17 protein-coding genes are annotated in these 18,813 nt (G+C 71.6%); 11 read left to right on the forward strand and 6 right to left on the reverse strand.

The features are described from left to right. The first annotated feature begins 30 nt into the window (after positions 1–30). The 3 genes from BKA18_RS30525 (at position 31) to BKA18_RS30535 (ending at position 5,151) form a co-directional block, all read left to right on the forward strand. On the forward strand, positions 31–810 hold the full coding sequence (locus BKA18_RS30525; RefSeq protein WP_358914243.1) for an exodeoxyribonuclease III: 780 nt from the start codon (positions 31–33) through the stop codon (positions 808–810). 163 nt (positions 811–973) lie between these two features. Next, entirely contained in the window at positions 974–3,820 is a 2,847-nt protein-coding gene (locus tag BKA18_RS30530) for a SpoIIE family protein phosphatase (RefSeq protein WP_366044784.1), read from the forward strand. Between the two features lie 188 nt (positions 3,821–4,008). After that, a complete protein-coding gene (locus BKA18_RS30535; protein ID WP_366044783.1) occupies positions 4,009–5,151 on the forward strand; it encodes an ABC transporter substrate-binding protein in 1,143 nt (380 codons plus the stop codon). A gap of 36 nt (positions 5,152–5,187) precedes the next feature. Here the strand turns inward: BKA18_RS30535 and BKA18_RS30540 are convergent, their stop codons facing one another. Further along, positions 5,188–6,990: an SGNH/GDSL hydrolase family protein gene (locus BKA18_RS30540; RefSeq protein WP_366044782.1), complete on the reverse strand. Its 1,803-nt coding sequence runs from the start codon at positions 6,988–6,990 to the stop codon at positions 5,188–5,190. 215 nt (positions 6,991–7,205) lie between these two features. Here BKA18_RS30540 and BKA18_RS30545 point away from each other — a divergent pair, with 215 nt between their 5' ends. The 5 genes from BKA18_RS30545 to BKA18_RS30565 all read left to right on the forward strand — a co-directional run bounded on the left by BKA18_RS30545 (position 7,206) and on the right by BKA18_RS30565 (position 11,062). After that, on the forward strand, positions 7,206–7,646 hold the full coding sequence (locus BKA18_RS30545; protein ID WP_006602204.1) for a DUF6278 family protein: 441 nt from the start codon (positions 7,206–7,208) through the stop codon (positions 7,644–7,646). Between the two features lie 200 nt (positions 7,647–7,846). Beyond that, entirely contained in the window at positions 7,847–8,590 is a 744-nt protein-coding gene (locus BKA18_RS30550) for an amino acid ABC transporter ATP-binding protein (RefSeq protein WP_366044781.1), read from the forward strand. Between the two features lie 14 nt (positions 8,591–8,604). Next, positions 8,605–9,534 carry a glutamate ABC transporter substrate-binding protein gene (locus BKA18_RS30555; RefSeq protein WP_366044780.1) on the forward strand — a complete coding sequence of 310 codons (930 nt, stop codon included), beginning with the start codon at positions 8,605–8,607 and terminating at the stop codon, positions 9,532–9,534. Between the two features lie 20 nt (positions 9,535–9,554). Then, positions 9,555–10,199 (forward strand): amino acid ABC transporter permease, encoded by a 645-nt coding sequence (locus tag BKA18_RS30560; protein WP_366044779.1) that lies wholly within the window; start codon positions 9,555–9,557, stop codon positions 10,197–10,199. Beyond that, entirely contained in the window at positions 10,196–11,062 is an 867-nt protein-coding gene (locus tag BKA18_RS30565) for an amino acid ABC transporter permease (RefSeq protein WP_006602200.1), read from the forward strand. The genes BKA18_RS30560 and BKA18_RS30565 overlap by 4 nt, the downstream gene beginning before the upstream one ends. Positions 11,063–11,113: 51 nt before the next feature. Here BKA18_RS30565 and BKA18_RS30570 read toward each other — a convergent pair whose 3' ends face one another. Continuing rightward, complete coding sequence (locus BKA18_RS30570) at positions 11,114–11,626, reverse strand: MarR family winged helix-turn-helix transcriptional regulator (RefSeq protein WP_366044778.1); 513 nt, start codon at positions 11,624–11,626, stop codon at positions 11,114–11,116. A gap of 116 nt (positions 11,627–11,742) precedes the next feature. Between BKA18_RS30570 and BKA18_RS30575 the strand changes: the two genes are divergently transcribed. Then, entirely contained in the window at positions 11,743–12,117 is a 375-nt protein-coding gene (locus BKA18_RS30575; RefSeq protein WP_366044777.1) for a DoxX family protein, read from the forward strand. 137 nt (positions 12,118–12,254) lie between these two features. Here BKA18_RS30575 and BKA18_RS30580 read toward each other — a convergent pair whose 3' ends face one another. Continuing rightward, positions 12,255–13,853 (reverse strand): CocE/NonD family hydrolase, encoded by a 1,599-nt coding sequence (locus BKA18_RS30580; RefSeq protein WP_366044776.1) that lies wholly within the window; start codon positions 13,851–13,853, stop codon positions 12,255–12,257. Positions 13,854–14,045: 192 nt separating this feature from the next. Here BKA18_RS30580 and BKA18_RS30585 point away from each other — a divergent pair, with 192 nt between their 5' ends. Beyond that, positions 14,046–14,903, forward strand: a complete 858-nt coding sequence (locus BKA18_RS30585) for a class I SAM-dependent methyltransferase (RefSeq protein ID WP_366044775.1) — start codon at positions 14,046–14,048, stop codon at positions 14,901–14,903. 22 nt (positions 14,904–14,925) lie between these two features. On the opposite strand, the gene BKA18_RS30590 is transcribed toward BKA18_RS30585, so the two are convergent. Further along, positions 14,926–15,768 carry an alpha/beta fold hydrolase gene (locus tag BKA18_RS30590; RefSeq protein WP_366044774.1) on the reverse strand — a complete coding sequence of 281 codons (843 nt, stop codon included), beginning with the start codon at positions 15,766–15,768 and terminating at the stop codon, positions 14,926–14,928. 100 nt (positions 15,769–15,868) lie between these two features. On the opposite strand from BKA18_RS30590, the gene BKA18_RS30595 reads away from it, so the two are divergent. After that, positions 15,869–17,197: an aminotransferase-like domain-containing protein gene (locus tag BKA18_RS30595; protein WP_366044773.1), complete on the forward strand. Its 1,329-nt coding sequence runs from the start codon at positions 15,869–15,871 to the stop codon at positions 17,195–17,197. Positions 17,198–17,239: 42 nt separating this feature from the next. Here BKA18_RS30595 and BKA18_RS30600 read toward each other — a convergent pair whose 3' ends face one another. Then, on the reverse strand, positions 17,240–17,539 hold the full coding sequence (locus BKA18_RS30600; protein WP_006602195.1) for a hypothetical protein: 300 nt from the start codon (positions 17,537–17,539) through the stop codon (positions 17,240–17,242). Positions 17,540–17,727: 188 nt separating this feature from the next. Beyond that, the gene (locus BKA18_RS30605) at positions 17,728–18,798 is read right to left on the reverse strand and encodes a glutathione S-transferase family protein (RefSeq protein ID WP_366044772.1); all 1,071 of its coding nucleotides are present in this window, start codon (positions 18,796–18,798) and stop codon (positions 17,728–17,730) included. Positions 18,799–18,813 lie beyond the last annotated feature (15 nt).

Here is an 18,813-nt window from a genome sequence, read left to right on the forward strand (position 1 = left end):
CTGTCAGTCCCCGGCTGTAGGTTTACAGACATGCGCATCGCGACCTGGAACGTCAATTCGATCACCGCCCGCCTGCCGAGGCTGCTGGCCTGGCTGGAGAGCAGCGGCACGGACGTGCTGTGCCTCCAGGAGACCAAGTGCACCGCCGAGCAGTTCCCGAGCGAGCCGCTGCGCGAGCTCGGCTACGAGGCCGCGGTCAACGCCGACGGCCGGTGGAACGGCGTGGCCCTGCTGTCCAAGGTGGGGCTGACGGACGTCGTCATGGGACTGCCCGGCGGTCCCGAGTACGACGGCGTGCAGGAGCCGCGGGCCGTCTCGGCGACCTGCGGCCCGGCCCGGGTGTGGTCGGTCTACGTCCCCAACGGCCGCGAGGTCGAGCATGCGCACTACACCTACAAGCTCGGCTGGTTCGAGGCGCTGAAGTCGGCGGTCGCCGAGGACGCGGCGGGCCCCCGCCCGTTCGCGGTCCTCGGCGACTACAACGTCGCACCGACGGACGAGGACGTCTGGGACCCGGCCGTCTTCGTCGGCGCCACCCATGTCACCCCCGCCGAGCGGGCCGCGCTGGCCGCCCTGCGCGAGGCGGGCCTGTCGGACGTGGTGCCCCGCCCCCTCAAGTACGACCGGCCGTACACCTATTGGGACTACCGCCAGCTCGCCTTCCCCAAGAACCGCGGGATGCGCATCGACCTGGTCTACGGCAACGAGCCGTTCGCCAAGGCCGTCTCGGACGCCTATGTGGACCGCGAGGAGCGCAAGGGCAAGGGCGCCTCGGACCATGCCCCGGTCGTGGTGGATCTCGACGTCTAGACCGCCGCTTCCGCCGCCCAGGCGGCAGTACGAACGAGGTGCGGCTTCGTGGTGGCCGCCTGCCGCAGCCCGGCGGCGTTGCCCGGCTGCCCCTCGTCGTCCCTGGGGCAGCTGCCGTAGCACGCCTTGCCAGCGTCCCGGCAAAGCAGGATAAATGTGAATCATGAGCGGACATTCGGGTCGTTTCCGGCGTTGGCTGAGCCGTGCCCCCGGCCGTTCCGCTTTTCCGGGCGTGGCCGGTGCCGGGAGCGGCACCGGCCACCGGCAGGACGAACGCCCTGCGGGGGCCGGAGGCCCGCCGCACCTGCGGTCCCGGTGGACCACGCTCAGCGTCGCCCGGGAAATCTTCCTCCTCCAGCTGGTGCTCGTCGTGCTGCTGGTCGCGGCGGCAGTGGTGGCCATCGTCGTCCAGAGCCGGCGCGACACCATGACCGACGCCCGGCACCGGACGCTCGCCGCCGCGGAGTCCTTCGCGCACTCCTGGGGGCTCCAGCAGGCGCTGAACAGCGACGATCCGACCGCGAAGCTCCAGCCGCTCGCCGAGGAAGCCCGGAAGGCCTCCGGCGTCGACGCCCTCATCGTGTACAAGCTCGACGGGATCACCCTCACCCACAGTGACCCGCGGCAGATCGGCAAGCACGTCATCGGCCCGTATGCCGACGCCGCCCGGGGCAAGCCCTTCACCAGGACCTTCGAGGGCGCCCTGGGCCTCTCCGTGATCTCTGCGGCCCCCGTCAAGGACTCCTCGGGCAAGGTCGTCGCCATCGTGTCCGCGCCGGTCAGGGTGGAAGAGGTGCAGAAGTCGGTCAACCGGCAGCTGCCCATCTTCCTGGGCACCGCAGTCGGGGCGCTGGCACTCGCCGGCGGCGGCGCGGGGCTGATGAGCCGTAGGCTGCGCCGGCAGACTCACGGTCTGGGGCCGGCCGAGATGACCCGGATGTACGAGCATCACGATGCGGTCCTGCACGCGGTGCGGGAGGGCGTCCTCATCGTCGGCCGCGGGGGGCGGCTGCTGTTGGCCAACGACGAGGCACGGCGGCTGCTGGACCTGCCGGCGGACGCGGAGGGACGCCACGTCGGCGACCTGGGGCTGGACCACCGCACTGCCGAACTCCTGGCGTCGGACCGGACGGCCACCGACGAGGTGCACCTGGCCCAGGACAGGCTGCTGGCCCTCAACAAGCGCTCCACCACCCCCTATGGAGCCCACCACGGAAGCGTGGTGACCCTGCGCGACACCACCGAACTGAGGTGGCTGTCAGGGCGCGCCGAGGTGGCGAGGGAGCGGTTGAGAGTGCTCTACGACGCCGGGGTACGGATCGGCTCCACCCTGAATGTCGTGGGCACCGCCGAGGAACTGGCGCAGGTGGCGGTCCCCCGGTTCGCCGACATCGTCACCGTCGAGCTGCTGGAACCGGTCCTGAAGGGCGAGGAGCCGCCCGTGGCGGGATCCGAGCTGCGCCGCACGGCCGTCGCCGGCCTGGCGGCGGACCATCCGCTCTACCCGGTCGGCGAGCTGATCCGGTTCGCCCCGGGCACCCCGATGGCGGCGAGGGTGGACCAGGGGCACTCCGTGCTGGAGCCGGACCTGGCCGGCTCTGCCCGATGGCGGTCCCAGGACCCGGAACGCGTCCGCCGCATCCTGGACCACGGGGTGCACTCCCTGGCGGTCGTACCGCTGCGCGCCCGGGGCGTGGTGCTGGGGCTGGTGGACTTCTGGCGGTCGGGCAGCTCCCCTCCGTTCGACGACGAGGATCTGTCCTTCGCCGAGGAACTGGCGGGGCGGGCCGCGGTGGGGATCGACAACGCCCGGCGCTACACCCGCGAGCGCGCGATGGCGATGACGCTCCAGCGCAGCCTGATGCCCCGCGGCCTGCCCGGCCAGGACGCCCTGGAGGTGGCACACCGCTATCTCCCCGCCAAGGCGGGAGTGGGCGGGGACTGGTTCGACGTCATCCCGCTGCCCGGCGCCCGGGTGGCGCTGGTCGTCGGCGACGTGGTGGGACACGGCCTGCACGCGGCGGCCACGATGGGCCGGCTGCGCATCGCCGTGCACAACTTCTCGGCCCTGGACCTCGCCCCCGACGAGCTGCTGCGCCATCTGGACGAGCTGGTGACCCACATGGACGTCCAGGACGAGGAGACCGAGGCGACCGAGGAGGGACCGGCGATCACCGGCGCCACCTGTCTGTACGTCATTTACGACGCCGTCTCCGGGCGGGCCACCGCGGCCACGGCCGGCCATCTGCCGCCGGCCGTGGCCCACCCCGACGGGAGGGTGGAGTTCCTGTACTCGCCGGTCTCCCCGCCGCTGGGGCTGGGCGCCGGCCTGCCCTTCGAGACCGCTGAGCTGTCGCTGCCGGAGGGCTCCCGGCTGGTGCTCTACACCGACGGGCTGGTCGAGAACCGCAGCAGCGACCTGGACGCGGGGCTGGAAGCACTGCGGGCGGCTCTCGCCGGACCGGACCGTACGCCGGAGGACACCTGCGCCACCGTCATGACCTCGCTGCTGCCCGCCAGGTCCGCCGACGACGTCGCGCTGCTGGTGGCCCGGACCCGGCGGCTGGACCCGGCACACGTCGCCGAGTGGGACGTGGCCCGCGACCCGGCGGCGGTGGGTCCGGTCCGCAACGCCTGTATCCGCCAGTTGGCGGACTGGGGTCTGCAGCACATCGCCTACGGCACCGAGCTCATCCTCAGCGAACTGATCACCAACGCCATTCGCTACGGCGCCGAGCCCATCCACGTACGGCTCCTGCTCACCCGCACGCTGATCTGCGAGGTCTCCGACGGCAGCAGCACCTCCCCGCACATCCGGCAGGCGAAGGACACCGACGAAGACGGCCGCGGCCTCTTCCTCGTCGCGCAGTTCGCCGAACACTGGGGCACCCGCTATTCCCCCAGGGGCAAGACGATCTGGGCAACTCAGGCGGTCGGCCCCGACGCCCTGCCCTCCGAAGAGGAGCTGCGGGAGCACTTCCTCAGCCAGGGGGAGAACGGCGGGGAGTGAGGATGCCGTGGCGGCGCCCGGCCCGGGGACGAGCGGGTGGCCGCCGGCAGCGTGTGGCGCCTACTCGCCGCTATGACCTGGCCCGATCGCCGTCCTGACGGAGGCCCGCAAGGGGGCGGAGTAGGCTGTTTTGGATCATTCCACCCGCTCGGCGGACCGCTCCCCACCTGGCCCTGCCTGGAGGCGTCGTGACGGCACATCATCGGGTCCGGGCAGGCGCCCTCCTCTGCGGACTCGGCCTTGCGGCGTTCGGTCTCGCCGCCTGCCAGGAAGAGGGACCCACCCGGCCGGTCGAGCCCTCCCGGGCCGAGTCCGCCGCGGAGGTGGGCGGCACGGCGGCACTGGTCAAGGCGGCGAAGAAGGAGGGCAGGCTCAACACGATCGCGCTGCCGCGCCAGTGGGCCAACTACGGCGCGCTGATCGACGGCTTCGAGAAGAAGTACGGCATCAAGGTCGTCGTCGACAATCCGAACGGCCACAGCCAGCAGGAGATCGATGCGGTGAAGCGCTACCGCGGCCGGCCGCGCGCCCCCGACGTGCTCGACCTCGGGGACTCCTTCGCCCAGTCCGCGGCGCGGCAGAAACTGCTGGCCCCCTACCGGGTCGCGCAGTTCGACCAGATCCCACCGGAGCAGAAGGACGCCGAGGCCCGCTGGTACAACAACTACGGCGGCTACGTCTCCATCGGCTGCGACGCCGCCCGCGTCCGGACCTGCCCCGCGTCCTTCGCGGATCTGCTCCAGCCGGCGTACAAGGGCCTGGTCTCGATCGACGGCGACCCCACGGTCGCGGGAGCGGCCTTCGCCGCCGTGTACGCGGCGGCGCTCGCCAACGGGGGGTCGTTCGACAACATTCAGCCTGGCATCGACTTCTTCGCCCGGCTCGCGAAGGTCGGCAACTACAACCGGGTCACCCCCAGCCCGGCCACGATCGCCAAGGGCACGACACCGATCAGCATCGAGTGGGACTACCTCAGCCTGCAGCACATGGACCAGCTCCGCGGGACGGGCGTGAACTGGAAGGTCTCCATTCCCTTCGACGGCAGCTTCTCGCAGTACTACGCACAGGCGATCACCAAGGACGCCCCCCACCCGGCCGCGGCGCGCCTGTGGGAGGAGTACCTCTTCCGTCCGGAAAGCCAGAACCTCCGCCTCGTGGACTACGCCCGCCCGGTGCTGATGGCCGTCATGGCGAAGAACGGCACCCTCGACAAGGCCCTGGCCGCCCGGCTGCCGACGGTCGAGGGCACACCGCAGTTCCCGACCGCGGCCCAGCTGAACAAGGCGCTGCACACCGTGGGGGAGAACTGGGCGAAGGCCGTCGGCGGCTGATCCGTCGTCGCCCCATGGACGGGGAGCGCAAGGCCGTCAGCGGCGCCCCGGTACCAGCGCCCGGAGGTCCACCGAGTCGCCGAGCGCCCGGAGTCCGGCGTCGCCGGGGTGGAGGTGGTCCCCGCTGTCGTAGGCGGGCAGCATCCGCCGGGGCTGCTGCGGATCGCGGAGGACGGCGTCGAAGTCCAGCGTCGCGTCGAAGGCGCCGCCGTGGTCGCGGACGAAGGCATTGACGGCCTGGCGGCGGGCCTCGACGGCCGGGGTGCAGTCGGGGTATCCCGCACAGGGCGCCACGGTGGCCACGACCACCCGCAGCCCCCGCTCGTGCGCCCGTTGGGCCAGCGCCCGCAGGCCGGCGGCGATGTCCTCGGCGGGGGTTCCCCAGCGCATGTCGTTGATGCCCTCGAACACCACCACCGTCCGTGCCGCGGGCTGCGCCAGCACGTCCCGCTCCAGCCGATGCCCGGCGCTGACCCCGCCGGTGTCGCTGCTGACCCCGTCGCCCGGATACCGGTCGGTGACGAGGCGGTTCGCCGAAATGCCCTGGTTGAGTACGCCGTAGCGGGGCACGGCATGCTGTGCCCACAGACGGCGGGCCAGCACATCGGGCCAGCGCCGGTTGGCCCCGCTGGTCGACTTCACCCCGTCGGTGATCGAATCACCCAGCGCCACGACCGAGCCGGGGCCGCCGCCGACGTCGACACCGGTCAGGAACGGCCAGCTCGTCATCGTCTCCGGGAAGGCCGTGCCCCCGGCGTCCGCGGTGCGGTCCCCGCTGCCCGCCGCGCTCAGATACGACAGCTGGGCCGCCTCCTGGTGCACCGGCGCCGCCGTCACCGTCCCCGGCAGATGGAGGCTCACCAGCAGATCGGTGCCGGCCGGGACGGTGAAGTCCACCGGATCGCTGAACGCCTCGGCCCCGGCCGGGAGACGGGCCCCGGTGTGGCCGCCGCCGAACGTCAGAGGTACGGGAGGGCGGGCCGCCGCCGCTCCCGCGCCGCGCACCGCGATACTGGCCGCCGCGATCTCCACCGGCGCGGCGGCGAAGGTGTTGGCGAGCCGTATGCGTGCCCGTGGGCCGCCCGCGCCGCTGTGCACCACCAGCCGGAGCGTACGGTCGGTCCAGGGGCCGACCGCCCGGTAGCCCGCCGTGCTCGCCGCCCAACTCCCGGTCCGGCCGCGCCCGGTGTCCCGCACGGACACCGCGAACACATGCAGCGCACCCGCCGCGGACGGCGTCGGCAGCGCCACCGACCGCACCTCCCGCCCGGCCCGCAGCGGGACGCTCACCGCGTACAGCCGCGCCGTCTCGGCCGACTGTCCGCCCGTGGCGTTGTTGAGGTGCGGCAGCGCCACCGCCTTGGTGCTCAGGGGCCCCGACCGCCAGTCGGGCGCGGTGAGTTCGTAGCTGCTGCGCGAGCCGTCCCGGTAGCGGACGGTCCCGGTGCCGGTGGCCGTGCCGCCCGTTCCGGCGACGAGGAAGGTGACCGTCTCGCCCCGGCCGCGCAGCGCGACCTGCTGGCCGTGCGCCACGACGTTGTCCGGCGCGCCGGCCGTCGTACGCGGCAGGGTCAGCCGGGCGCCGTCGAGCGTCAGCACGCTCCCGGGCGTCCAGCCGGCCGCCGCCAGGTCCTGCGCGGACAGCGAGCGGCCCGCGCCGTCGAAGTCGGCCGCGCCCGGTCGGGAGTCGTCACTGACCGCACGGTTGTCGAAGAGCGCCGGCAGGGGCAGCGGGCGCGGGGCGGCGGGCGCGGCCCGGGCCGGGCCGGCCGCGGCGGCCGGCAGCGCCGTCGCGGTGAGCAGCAGGGTCAGGGCGGTGGCCGCTCGTCGTACACGCATCGGTCGGTATCCCTCCGGGTGGCGCCAACGGGCAGGGGAGAGCTGCGATCCAGCCGGTCCGACGAGGGGCAGGGGGCTCCCGTGGACTCCAGCGGATCCGATCCGGGCGCCCTGAAGTTAGGGACGCGGAGGGGGAGCGTCAAGGTGACGAACGGGCCAGGTCCGCGCCGCGCGCCTGTGGCCCCGGCCATAGGTCGGGTGGGACCCTGCACACCATGAACATGTCTTTCCTGGACAGGTGGCGCAAGCGTCCGCATGCCCACCCGTCCGTACCGCTGGCCGAGTCGGTGCGGGCCGACCCCGAGAGCGTCGTGGAGCTGCTGTCCGAGTGCGAGCTGCTGCGGGCCCAGGCCGCCAGGGCGGGGGTGGAACTGGACGACTCCGCACGGTCGTTGGAGGCGCTGGATCAGCTGCAGCCCGTCTGGCGGGACGATCCGGAGGTGCTGCCCTGGCTCGGCAACGACGCCGGTCTCTACCTCGGCACGGTGCTGGTCCGCACGGTGCGCGGCGCCGTCTGGCACGTCTGGCCGGACGGGCAGCCGGTGGTCCGGCTGGCGTCCGGCCGGGAGATCGACGTGGTGACGGCGGGCCATGACTGGGCCGATTCCGGCGCCCCCGAGCTGTCCCAGGTCTATGCCGAGGTCTCCGAGACCTGACGGTCGCGGCAGGCGCCGGCCACAGCCCCGGCGGACGGCCCCGCAGCCGCCCGGAGAAACCGCGCGCACGGGAGTTCCCCCGTCACCCTGAATTATCCGCCCATCTATGCGCATACGTGCGTGTCAGTGGAGAAGTGCCCCTTTCGCCCCGGTACGTTGCAGGCTCCGCGCTGTACGGATGAGAGTGGGCAGGTCTGCATATGGCCGGTGATGCGCTGATTGAACTGCGCGGGGTCAACAAGCACTACGGAAAACTGCACGTCCTCCAGAACATCGACCTCACCGTCGGCCGTGGCGAGGTGGTCGTGGTCATCGGGCCCTCCGGGGGCGGCAAGTCCACCCTGTGCCGGGCCATCAACCGGCTGGAAACCGTGGAGTCGGGCACCATCACGCTGGACGGCCGGCCGCTGCCCGAAGAGGGCCGGGCGCTGGCCCAGTTGCGTGCCGAGGTCGGCATGGTCTTCCAGTCCTTCAACCTCTTCGCGCACAAGACCGTACTGGCCAATGTGATGCTCGCGCCGATAAAGGTCCGCAAGACGAAGAAGGAAGAGGCCGCGCGGCGCGCCCGCGAACTCCTGGACCGGGTCGGGCTCGCCTCGCAGGCCGACAAGTATCCGGCGCAGCTCTCCGGCGGCCAGCAGCAGCGCGTGGCCATCGCCCGCGCACTCGCCATGGAACCCAAGGCGCTGCTCTTCGACGAGCCGACCTCCGCCCTCGACCCGGAGATGATCAATGAGGTGCTGGAGGTCATGCGGCAGCTCGCCCGGGACGGGATGACGATGGTCGTGGTCACCCATGAGATGGGCTTCGCCCGCTCCGCCGCCAACCGTGTGGTGTTCATGGCCGACGGCCGCATCGTCGAGGACCGCACCCCCGAGGCCTTCTTCACCGCGCCGCGCAGCGAACGGGCCAAGGACTTCCTCTCCAAGATCCTCAAGCACTGAACGGGGGCGCCGCGATGCCGCACCGTCACTCCTCGCCCCTGCGCCGCGCCCTGGTGGCCCTCGTCCTCGCCGTGCTCGCGCTGGCCCTGGCCGGCTGCGGCCGGGAGGGCAGCCCGCCGGTCAAGGGCCCCAAGGGCAGCGAGCTCCCGCAGTACCCGGTGGCCAAGAACTTCCGGCTGCCCGCCTCCCCGACCTGGGTGAAGGCCAAGCGCCGCGGCCATCTCGTCATCGGCGTCAAGGAGGACCAGCCCTACCTCGGCGAGAAGGACCCGGCCTCCGGCCGCTACACCGGCTTCGACATCGAGATCGCCAAGATGATGTCCGCCGCGCTCGGCTTCCCGCCGCACACCATCGAGTTCAAGACGATCGCCTCCGCCAACCGCGAGACCGCCCTGCAGAACGGCCAGATCGACCTGTACGTCGGCACGTACACCATCAACGACAAGCGCAAGAAGCTGGTGGGCTTCGCCGGCCCCTACTACATGGCCGGGCAGTCGCTGCTGGTGCGCACCGACGAGAAGGACATCCACGGCCCCCAGGACCTGGCCGGCAAACGCGTCTGCTCGGCGGCCGGCTCGACCCCCTTCCAGCGCATCCAGACCGACTACCCCAAGGCGGTCCTGGTCTCCTACGACACCTACTCGGTGTGCGTCGACAACCTGCTCACCTACCAGGTCGCCGCGGTCACCACGGATGACGCGATCCTGCTGGGCTATGCCGCCAAGGTGCCCGACGAACTGAAGGTGGTCGGCAAGCCGTTCTCCCAGGAGCCGTACGGCATCGGCGTCCCCCGCGGCGACACGGCACTGCGCCTCGCCCTCGACGACGCCCTCGCCGCGGCCGAGAAGAACGGCAGCTGGAAGAAGGCCTATGACGCGACCCTCGGGCTGTCCGGAGTGCCCGCCCCCAAGCCGCCCCCGATCGACCGCTACCCGGCGGCCTGAGCCCGACAGGGAACCGACCGATGAACGTGCTTCTCGACAACCTCTCCCTCTACGGGCAGGGCCTGCTGGGTACCGTCGAACTCACCGTCTACGCCTCACTGCTGGCGCTGGCCCTCGGCTTCCTCATGGCCGCGTTCCGCGTCGCACCGGTCGGCTCGCTGCGGGCCATCGGCACGGTGTGGGTGAACGTGCTGCGCAATACGCCGCTGACGCTGCTGTTCTTCGCGGTGGTGCTGGGCCTGCCGCGCTTCGGTCTGGTGCTGCCCTTCAAGCTGTTCGCCGTCCTCGCGCTGGGCTGCTACACCTCGGCCTTCATCTGCGAGGCGGTGCGCTCCGGCATCAACACCGTGCCCACCGGCCAGGGCGAGGCGGCCCGCAGCCTGGGGATGTCCTTTCCGCAGACCCTCGGCGACATCGTCCTTCCGCAGGCCTTCCGGTCCGTGATCCCGCCCATCGGCTCCACTCTCATCGCGCTCGCCAAGAACTCCGCGATCGCCGGCGCCTTCAGCGTCGTCGAACTGCTCGGGGTCTACAAACCCCTCAGCGAGATGGGCTACAGCATCATCTGGACCTTCGTCTGGATCGCCGTCGGCTATCTGCTCGTCACCCTGACCATCAGCGCGGTCTTCCACGTGCTGGAGAAGCACTACGGAGTGGCCCGATGACCACCGCCCTCTACGACGTCCCGGGACCGCGGGCCCGGCAGCGGCACCGGCTCTACGGCATCGCCTCGACGGCGGTGATCCTCGCGGTGCTCGGCTGGATCCTGTATCTGCTCTTCGCCACCGGCCAGTTCACCGCGGCGAAGTGGACTCCCTTCACCTACAAGGGAATTCAGGAGCTGCTGCTCACCGGCCTCGGCAACACCCTCCGGGCCTTCGGCTTCGCGGCCGTGCTGTCGCTGGCGTTCGGTGCGGTGTTCGCGACCGGCCGGCTCTCCGCGCACCGGCTCGTGCGCTGGGTGAGCACCCTGGTGGTGGAGTTCTTCCGGGCCATGCCCGTACTGGTCATGATCTTCTTCATCTATGTGGCGCTGAAGGCGGAGCCGCTGGTCGCGCTGGTCGCCGGGCTGACCCTCTACAACGGCTCGGTGCTCGCCGAGGTCTTCCGCAGCGGCATCAACTCCGTCGACCGCGGCCAGCGGGAGGCGGCCTATGCGCTGGGTATGCGCAAGACGCAGGTCATGACGCAGGTCCTGGCGCCGCAGGCGGTCCGGGCGATGCTGCCGGCGATCATCAGCCAGCTGGTGGTCGCCCTGAAGGACACCTCGCTCGGCTACCTCATCACCTACGAGGAATTCCTGCACGCCGGCAAGCTCATCGCCTCCAACCTCGACTACGGCCTGCCGTTCATCCCCGTCGTCATGATCATCTCGCCGATCTACATCGGGATGTGCATGCTGCTCTCCTGGTTCGCCAACTGGGTCGCCAAGCGCCAGCGGCGCAACCCCAAGGTCGAGGCCGTCGAGGTGGCCGCCCCGGAGCCGGGCACCCTGCTGCCGGGCGGGCCCCGTCCGCCGTCGGCGTGAGAGCGAGGCCGCCCACGCTGTGCGCCTGCCTGACCGGCTTCCGAGGCACGGTCACTTCTTGGGGCGTAGTCGGTCCACCGTTCCGGTGACGAGGGGGTGATGGGGGTCGATGGCGCCGACGATGCGGCGGCCGAGCGTGGCCAGCTGGCGGACCTGTGCCCTGGTGAGTGCGTCGAAGACGTAGGTGCGCACCGCCTCGACGTGTCCGGGGGCGGTGGCGACCACCTTGTCGAAGCCCTCATCGGTGAGGGTGGCCACGGTGTAGCGACCGTCGGTGGGGTCGGGGCGGCGGGCTACCCAGCCGCGCTTTTCGAGCCGTCCGACGACCTGGGAGAGCCGAGGCAGGGAGCCCTCGGCGAACGCGGCCAGCTCGCTCATCCGCAGAGTCCGCTCGGGGACCATGGACAGCCCGGCCATCACCTGGTACTCGAAGTGGCTCAGTCCCGCGTCGCCCTGTAGTTGCGCATCCAGCGCCGCAGGCAGCCGCATCACCATGCTGCTCAGCGCAATCCACGCCTGGTCCTCTTCGTCGTCCAGCCATCGGGGCTCTTTCGGGGTCTCCATGCTCGCGAGTATAGCTTCACGCGTTAAGTGATCGACTCTTCGAATGACTTGCATCTTGAAGTGATTGAGGTCTACGTTTCAGTTAAAGTTTTAAGTTACGAAGGGTACTGATCACGATGAACAATCTGTTGTGGGTCCTTGCGAGCGTGCTCGCTGTGGCGTTCCTGGGGGCCGGGATGATGAAGCTGGCCCAGCCGAAGCAGAAATTGGCCGCCTCGGGCATGGGCTGGACCGAGGGCGTGAGCGCCGGGACGGTGAAGCTGATCGGTGCCCTGGAGGTGCTGGCCGCGATCGGGCTGAGTCTGCCGGCTGTGCTCGGCATCGCACCGGCGCTGGTGCCCTTGGCCGCGCTGGGTCTGGCGCTGGTCATGGTCGGCGCTGTGGTGGTGCACGCCCGCCGGGGCGAGGTGCAGATGATCGCTGTGAACGTGGTGCTGCTCGCGCTCGCGGCTGTCGTGGCGTGGGGCCGGTTCGGCCCGTACTCCTTCTAGGGCGCGCATCGAGCCCCGGTTGCTGCGGGAGGAGTGAGCCTTGTCTGCGACGACCGCGTCCGGGCAGGTGCAGGGGCGTCCTACGGGCCGTACCCGCCGATCGGCAGGTACGGCCCGGTGAACTCCCCATCTGCCTCCTAGTCGCGCACCGGCACCGACACGTACGACGGATCGTCCGCCGGGGAGGAGAACGTCAGCCGGGCGCCGCCGGGGTTGTGCTCGATGTAGAGCGGGTCGACGGTGTCCACGACGACCGCGAGATGATGGCCGGCCGGTACGTCGTAGGCCGTGGAGAACAGATCCAGGTCCACGCCGAAGGGCTGGTTCGGGGTCTTGCCGTGGAAGGTGTACGGCGCGTGGGTGACCAGCTTGCCGATGCCGAGCGGGCCCACGTCGTAGAGGTAGGCGATGGCGGTGCCGCTCTCTGCGGTGCTGCTGAGGGTGGTGTGCAGCCGGGTGGTGCCGCGGACGCGCTGCGCGGTCGCATAGCGCTCGGACTGCCAGACCGCGGCCACCGAGCGCGGCAGCAGCGGGATCGAGGCGATCGGCGGCAGCCGGAAGAACTGGTCCATCAGGCTGGAGAGGATGACCAGGCCGCCGTCGGCGCCGGAGTCCCAGTTGGTGTTGATCTGCTTGCTGCCGCCGAGGTCGATCCGCCGCTGCCCGGACGGCACGTCCTTCCAGCTCTTGTAGCCCTCGTACGCGCCGGTGGAACGGGACTTGAGCAGCACCGGCGACTCCCGGTCGACGCCGTTGTCCGCGCCCTTGAGGTAGTGGTCGAACCACCGCTGGGTGTCGGTCCAGGTGTCGTTGGGCAGCCCGAGCAGTCCGAGCCCTTCGGCCGTGGCATGGTCACCCGGGCGGAATTCCAGCCGCTTGGGGCCGGTCAGCTTCTCGTAGAAGTCGGCGGTCTGGTTGGGCGGGAAGATCGAATCGCCCCAGGCGTTGCCCAGCATGATGGCGGCGCCATTGGCGTTGATCTTGTCGAGATAGGTGGCGGGGGAGCGCTTGCGTCCCCACGCGATCAGGTCCTGTTCCTTGTCCAGGTTCGAGGCCAGGAAGTCCTTCATGATCGTGCGGAATTCGGGGCTGGGGCGTCCGGTCAGCTCACCCGTGCCGCCCAGGAAGGCCGCGGCCTGCCGGTGCTCGGTACGGCCGCTGTAGATCGAGGAGACCAGGTCGGCCCAGCCGCTGAGCGCCGCGACCACCTTGATCCGCTTGTCGAACGCGGAGGCCAGCAGGCTGATCCCGGCACCGTAGGAGACCCCGGCGATCCCGACCCTGTGCGGATCGGCCGGGGTGTGGGCCAGGGTCCAGTCGATGACCTTCGAGGCGTCGGCGACGTCCTTCGGGCCGGCGGTGTCGATCTCCCCGCCGGACTGCCAGAACCCGCGCGTGTTGTATTCGACGACCACATAGCCCTGGTCGGCCAGCTTCTTTGCCTGCGCCATGTATTCGATCTGCGGCGTCGCCCAGCTGGTGGGCAGCACGATGACCGGGTAACGCCGGGTGCCGTCCGCATCGGACGGAGTGAAGACATTCGCCTTGAGCGTGACCCCGCCGTCGCCCTCGATGTCGACGAACCGCACCGGGGCCGAGCTGCCCGATGACGCGGTGGTGGGGGCCGAGGGCGGTGTGGCCGCCTGTGCCGGTGCGACGGTGAGAACCGTGGTGGCCAGCAGCGCTGCCGAAACGGTGCCGACCGCGGCGCGCTGGGTGGTACGGGAGGGCCTCATCTTCTCTCCAGATCTCGAAGCGGGCCGGCCGCACGCTGTCACAGGACAGGAGGGGGCGCACGGCAGGCCCGAGTTGACTGGAGAGTAAGGTCCGCACCTTACCTCTGGTAACCCATCGGTAGGTTACGGCTGGGTAACACCCTTGGGGTGGAAGGGAGTCGGGGGCACGGAGGGGGTGGGGGGACGGTGAGGATGGTGCCGACCGACGTGCCGACCGAGGGAGGGAGTGCGGTGCCCCAGACACCGTTCGACGAGAGCGAGCGCCTGGTGTGGGCGGGGAACGCGGCGGCGTACGAGGCCGGTTTCGCCAAGCTGTGTGCCCACCCGGTGCCGCGGCTGCTGGACGCCGCGCGGGTGCGCACCGGCGCCCGGGTGCTGGACGTCGGAACGGGTACCGGCTCGGTCGCCGCGGCCGCCGGTGCGCGCGGGGCACGGGTGGCCGCCGTGGACGCCGAGCCCGATATGGCGCGTCGTGCCGCGCAGTCGGTGCCCGGCGCCCGCGTCCTGGTCGCCGCGCTGCCGCAACTCCCTTTCACGGACGGGTACTTCGACGCCGTCGTCGGCAACTTCGTGCTCAATCACGTCGGACGGCCGCGGGCGGCCCTCGAAGAGCTGCGCCGGGTGACGCGGCCGGGCGGCCGGATCGCGCTGACGGTCTGGGCGGCCCCCGCCGCACCGGGGCAGGCCCTGCTCGGCCGTGCCGTGGAGGCTGCCGGGGTGGCCCGGCCGCCGTCGCTGCCGATGCTCGCGCCCGAGGAGGACTTCCCGCGTACCCCCGACGGCCTCGCCGCTCTGCTGCGGGGCGCGGGCCTGGCGGGGGCGGAGTGTGTGCCGCTGTCCTGGGATCACCGCACGACAGCGCAGGAGTGGTGGAGCGGACCGGCGGCCGGAGTGGCGACCATCGGCCGCACCGTGCTCAGCCAGGGGCCGGCCGTGACCGAGCGCATCCGACGCCACTTCGCGGTGCTGGCACGGGAGTTCACCGATGAGGACGGCGCTCTGGTGCTGCCGCACACGGCGCTGCTGGCCTCCGGCCGGGTGGCCGGATAGCGGGGCGCTGCCCGGCGGCGGTTCACGCGGGGCCGCCGGGCGTCCCCGGTGTGTCTGCCGCGGCATCCGCCGGCAGGGAGCGGAGGAACTCCTCCAGAGCGGCGTTGAACTCGTCCGGCCGTTCCAGATTCGGCAGATGGGCCGCCCGTTCGATGAGGACCAGCCGGGCGTCCGGCATCCGGTCATGGATCTCGCGGGCGTCGCTCACAGGCGTGTACGTGTCCTCCGTGCCGACCACCACCAGCGCCGGCACCGGCATCTGCGACAACTGCGCGGTGTAGTCGGGGCGTTCGGCCCGGCCGCGCAGGGCGGCGGCCGCGCCCTCGGGGGGCGTGGACGTCATCATCTCCATGACGTGCGCGGCGACTTCGGGCCGTGCTGCGAGGTGGTGCGGCGCCACCATCTTGGCCAGCACCTCGCGGGCATAGCCGGTCATGCCCTCGCGGACCAGGCGCTCGGCCATGGCGTCGCGCGCGACCCGGCCCTCCGCGGTCTCCGCCGCGGCGAAGGTGTCGGCGAGCACCACGGCCCGGATCCGCTCGGGGAAGTGCCGCCAGCACTCCATGACGATCTGGCCGCCCATGGAGAGACCGCCGAGGACGCAGCGCTCGATCCCGAGATGGTCGAGCAGGGCGAGTAGGTCGCGCGCGAACGTCTCCAGCGGGGTGGTGCCGGGGACCACGGTGCTGTCCCCGTAGCCCCGGAGATCCGGCGCGATCACCCGCCATCCGGCCTGGCTGAGGTGCGCGATCTGCGGGCGCCACATCGATCGGTTGAAGGGGTGGCCATGCACCAGGAGCAGTGGCTCACCGCTCCCCTCGTCCTCATAGCCCACGGTGATCTCTGTGCGGAAGACCGGTCCCACGGAAACGCCCCCTCTGCTCGGCTTGACGTCTCGATGCTATGAGGGGCAATCTCTCGGTGCAATAAAAATAATGCACTCGGGGCAATATGGGGAGTGAGCCATGTACGACTACCGGGCGCTGGCCGATGCACTCGCGGCCGATATCGCGGCGGGCCGGCTGCGCCCCGGGGAGCGGCTGCTGCCGCTGCGCCGGTTCGCCCGTCAGCGGCAGATCGCCGACTCGACGGCGGCCCGGGTGTACCGGGAGCTGAACCGGCGCGGTCTGACGGTGGGCGAGGTCGGCCGCGGCACTTTCGTCCGCTCCGCCGCGCCCTCGGCGGAGCCCGCCCTGGCAGAGCCGGGCCGGGCCCGGGTCGACCTGGAAATGAACTTCCCCGTGCTGCCCGAGCAGCCCGCGCTCCTGGCCAGGAGCCTCGAAGGGATGCTGCGGCCCGACGCCCTGGCCGCCGCGCTGCGCCCGGTGGGCGCCGCCGGCACGCCCGCCGCCCGGCAGGCCGCGGCCGCCCACCTCGCCCGGGCGGGCTGGGCGCCGGACCCCGGCCGGCTGCTCTTCGCGGGCAACGGCCGGCAGGCGCTGGCCGCCGCCATCGCCGCGCTGGTCCCGGCCGGCGAACGCCTCGGTGTCGAGGCGCTCACCTATCCCGTGGTGAAGGGCGTCGCGGCCCGCCTCGGCGTCACCCTCGTCCCGCTCGCCATGGACGAGGACGGGCTGACCCCCGAGGCGCTGCGCGCCGCCGCCCCGCTGCGTGCCGTCTACCTCCAGCCGGCCCTGCACAATCCGCTGGGCCTCACGATGCCCGACCGCCGCCGCGAAGAACTCGCCGCCGTCCTGCGGGAGTTGGGCCTGTACGCGATCGAGGACGCCATCTACGGATTCCTCCGCGACGACCTGCCGCCCCTCGCGGTCCTGGCGCCGGAGCGCACCGTGGTCGTCGACAGCCTGTCCAAACGGCTCGCGCCCGGACTGTCCCTGGGATTCCTCACCGTGCCCGCGGGCGGGGTGCCGGACTTCGCGACGGCCCTCCGGTCGGGCACCTGGACGGCGTCCCGCTTCGCGCTCGACGCGGCCACCCGCTGGATGACCGACGGCACCGCGGCGGCGATCGAGGCGGCGAAGCGCAGCGACGCCGCGGCCCGCGGGCGCCTCGTCGCCGAACAGCTCGCCGGCTTCCGGGTCCGCGCCGATCCGCGGGCGTACCACTGCTGGTGGGAGTTGCCGGAGCCCTGGCGGGCCGACACCTTCGTCGCCGCCGCCGCGCGCCGCGGGATCGCCGTCACCCCGTCCGGCGCCTTTGCCGTCGGCCCGGCCCACGCCCCCAACGCCGTGCGGCTGGCGCTCGGCTCACCGCCCCTGGACGTCCTGGCCGAGGCGCTCGCCGTGCTGGCCGGGCTGGCGCAGGGGGCGCCGGAGGACACCGCGCCGGAGTGAGCGGGCGACGCGGCCCGGGCCGGGTCCCGGGCCGCCCGTGGCTCAGGTGCCGCTCATCAGCTCGCCATAGCCGGTGCGCAGATCGTCCATGGTCATCACCGGCTGCAGCGAGACCTTCGCGTGCAGGTCCATGAAGAACGATTCGAGGAGCGTCGGCATCTGCCATGACTCCTGCATGTCGAAGTAGAAGAAGGCGGTCCGGTCGCCCTCGTCGAGGGTCAGGTAGGCCGCCTCGGGCTTCAGGGCGGCGAGGGCCGACTCCATGATCTTCGGCAGACCGCCGTTCTGGATCACTTCGTTGCCTGTCGGGGTGGGTATGCGGGCCTTCAGAACCATCCTCATCGGGCTCACTCCTCGCGTTGATCGCGTGGGGAGGCTGGAGCGCGGCGGTGAGCCGGGAGCCCGGGCGCTCGGCGGGTACGCGGGAGGCCCCGTGGCGCACCGCTCGTTCGTCTGTGTCGCTGTCTGCTCTCAGGATCTCACGGCCGGGCCGTGGCGGGCAGCCCCGGCGGCCGGTGATGGAGGAACGGTCACGAGCCGGTCAGCAGGTGCTCGGCGCGTCCGCTGGGAGGGACCTCCTCGGCCGCCGGTACCGGGCCGGGCGGGGTGCCGTGGCCGAACGGCCGGCCGCCCAACTCCTCGCGGTGGTGCGGCATCAGCCAGCCGGAGAGGTCGGGCCCCACGGGGACGATGCCGGTCGGGTTGATGCCGGCGTGCACCCGGTAGTAGTGCTGCTTGATGTGGTGGAAGTCGACGGTGTCGCCGAAGCCGGGCGTCTGGAAGAGGTCCCTGGCGTAGGCCCACAGCACCCGGTCCTCGGTCAGCTTGAACCCGTTGCACTTGAAGTGGCCGTGGTAGACGGCGTCGAAGCGGACCAGGGTCGTGAACAGCCGGATGTCGGCCTCCGTGATCGTGTCGCCCACGAGATAGCGCCGGTCGGCCAGCCGCTCGGACAGCAGGTCCAGGCGCCGGAAGAGATCGCGGAAGGCCGCCTCGTACTCACCCTGCCCGGTGGCGAAACCGGCCCGGTACACGCCGTTGTTGACGTCCCGGTAGACGCCCGCCATGACGATGTCGATCTCCTCGCGCAGCGGCTCCGGATACAGCTCGGGTGCGCCGGGCCGGTGCAGCGCCGTCCACTCCGTCGCGAGGTCCAGGGTGATCTGCTGGAAGTCGTTGGTGACGAGCTGCCCGCTGGGGACGTCGACGATGGCGGGCACGCTGACGCCGCCCGGGTAGTCCTTCTCGCGGGCGTCGTAGGCCTCGCTGAGGAAGCGGATGCCGAGGACGGGGTCGCGGCCGTCGGGGTCCAGGGTGAAGCGCCAGCTGCGGTCGTCCTGGATCGGGTCGGTGACGGCGAGCGAGAGCGCGTCCTCCAGGCCGAGCAGCCGCCGGGAGATGACGGCGCGGCTCGCCCAGGGGCAGGCGCGGCTGGCCACCAGCCGGTAGCGGCCGGCCTCGACCGGCCAGCCGTCCCGTCCGTCCGCGGTGATGCGGTCCGCGAAGTGGCTCTTGGAGCGCTTGAACGGCTTGCTGCCGTAGCCGGTGTTGCCGTCGGCACCGCCGTCCGCGGGGGCACCGTCGCTAGGGGGGTGGGACATCACCGACTCCTTCCG

Origin of the sequence: Streptomyces auratus (genome assembly GCF_050433025.1) — a bacterium.
GTDB classification, from domain to species: Bacteria; Actinomycetota; Actinomycetes; order Streptomycetales; family Streptomycetaceae; genus Streptomyces; species Streptomyces sioyaensis.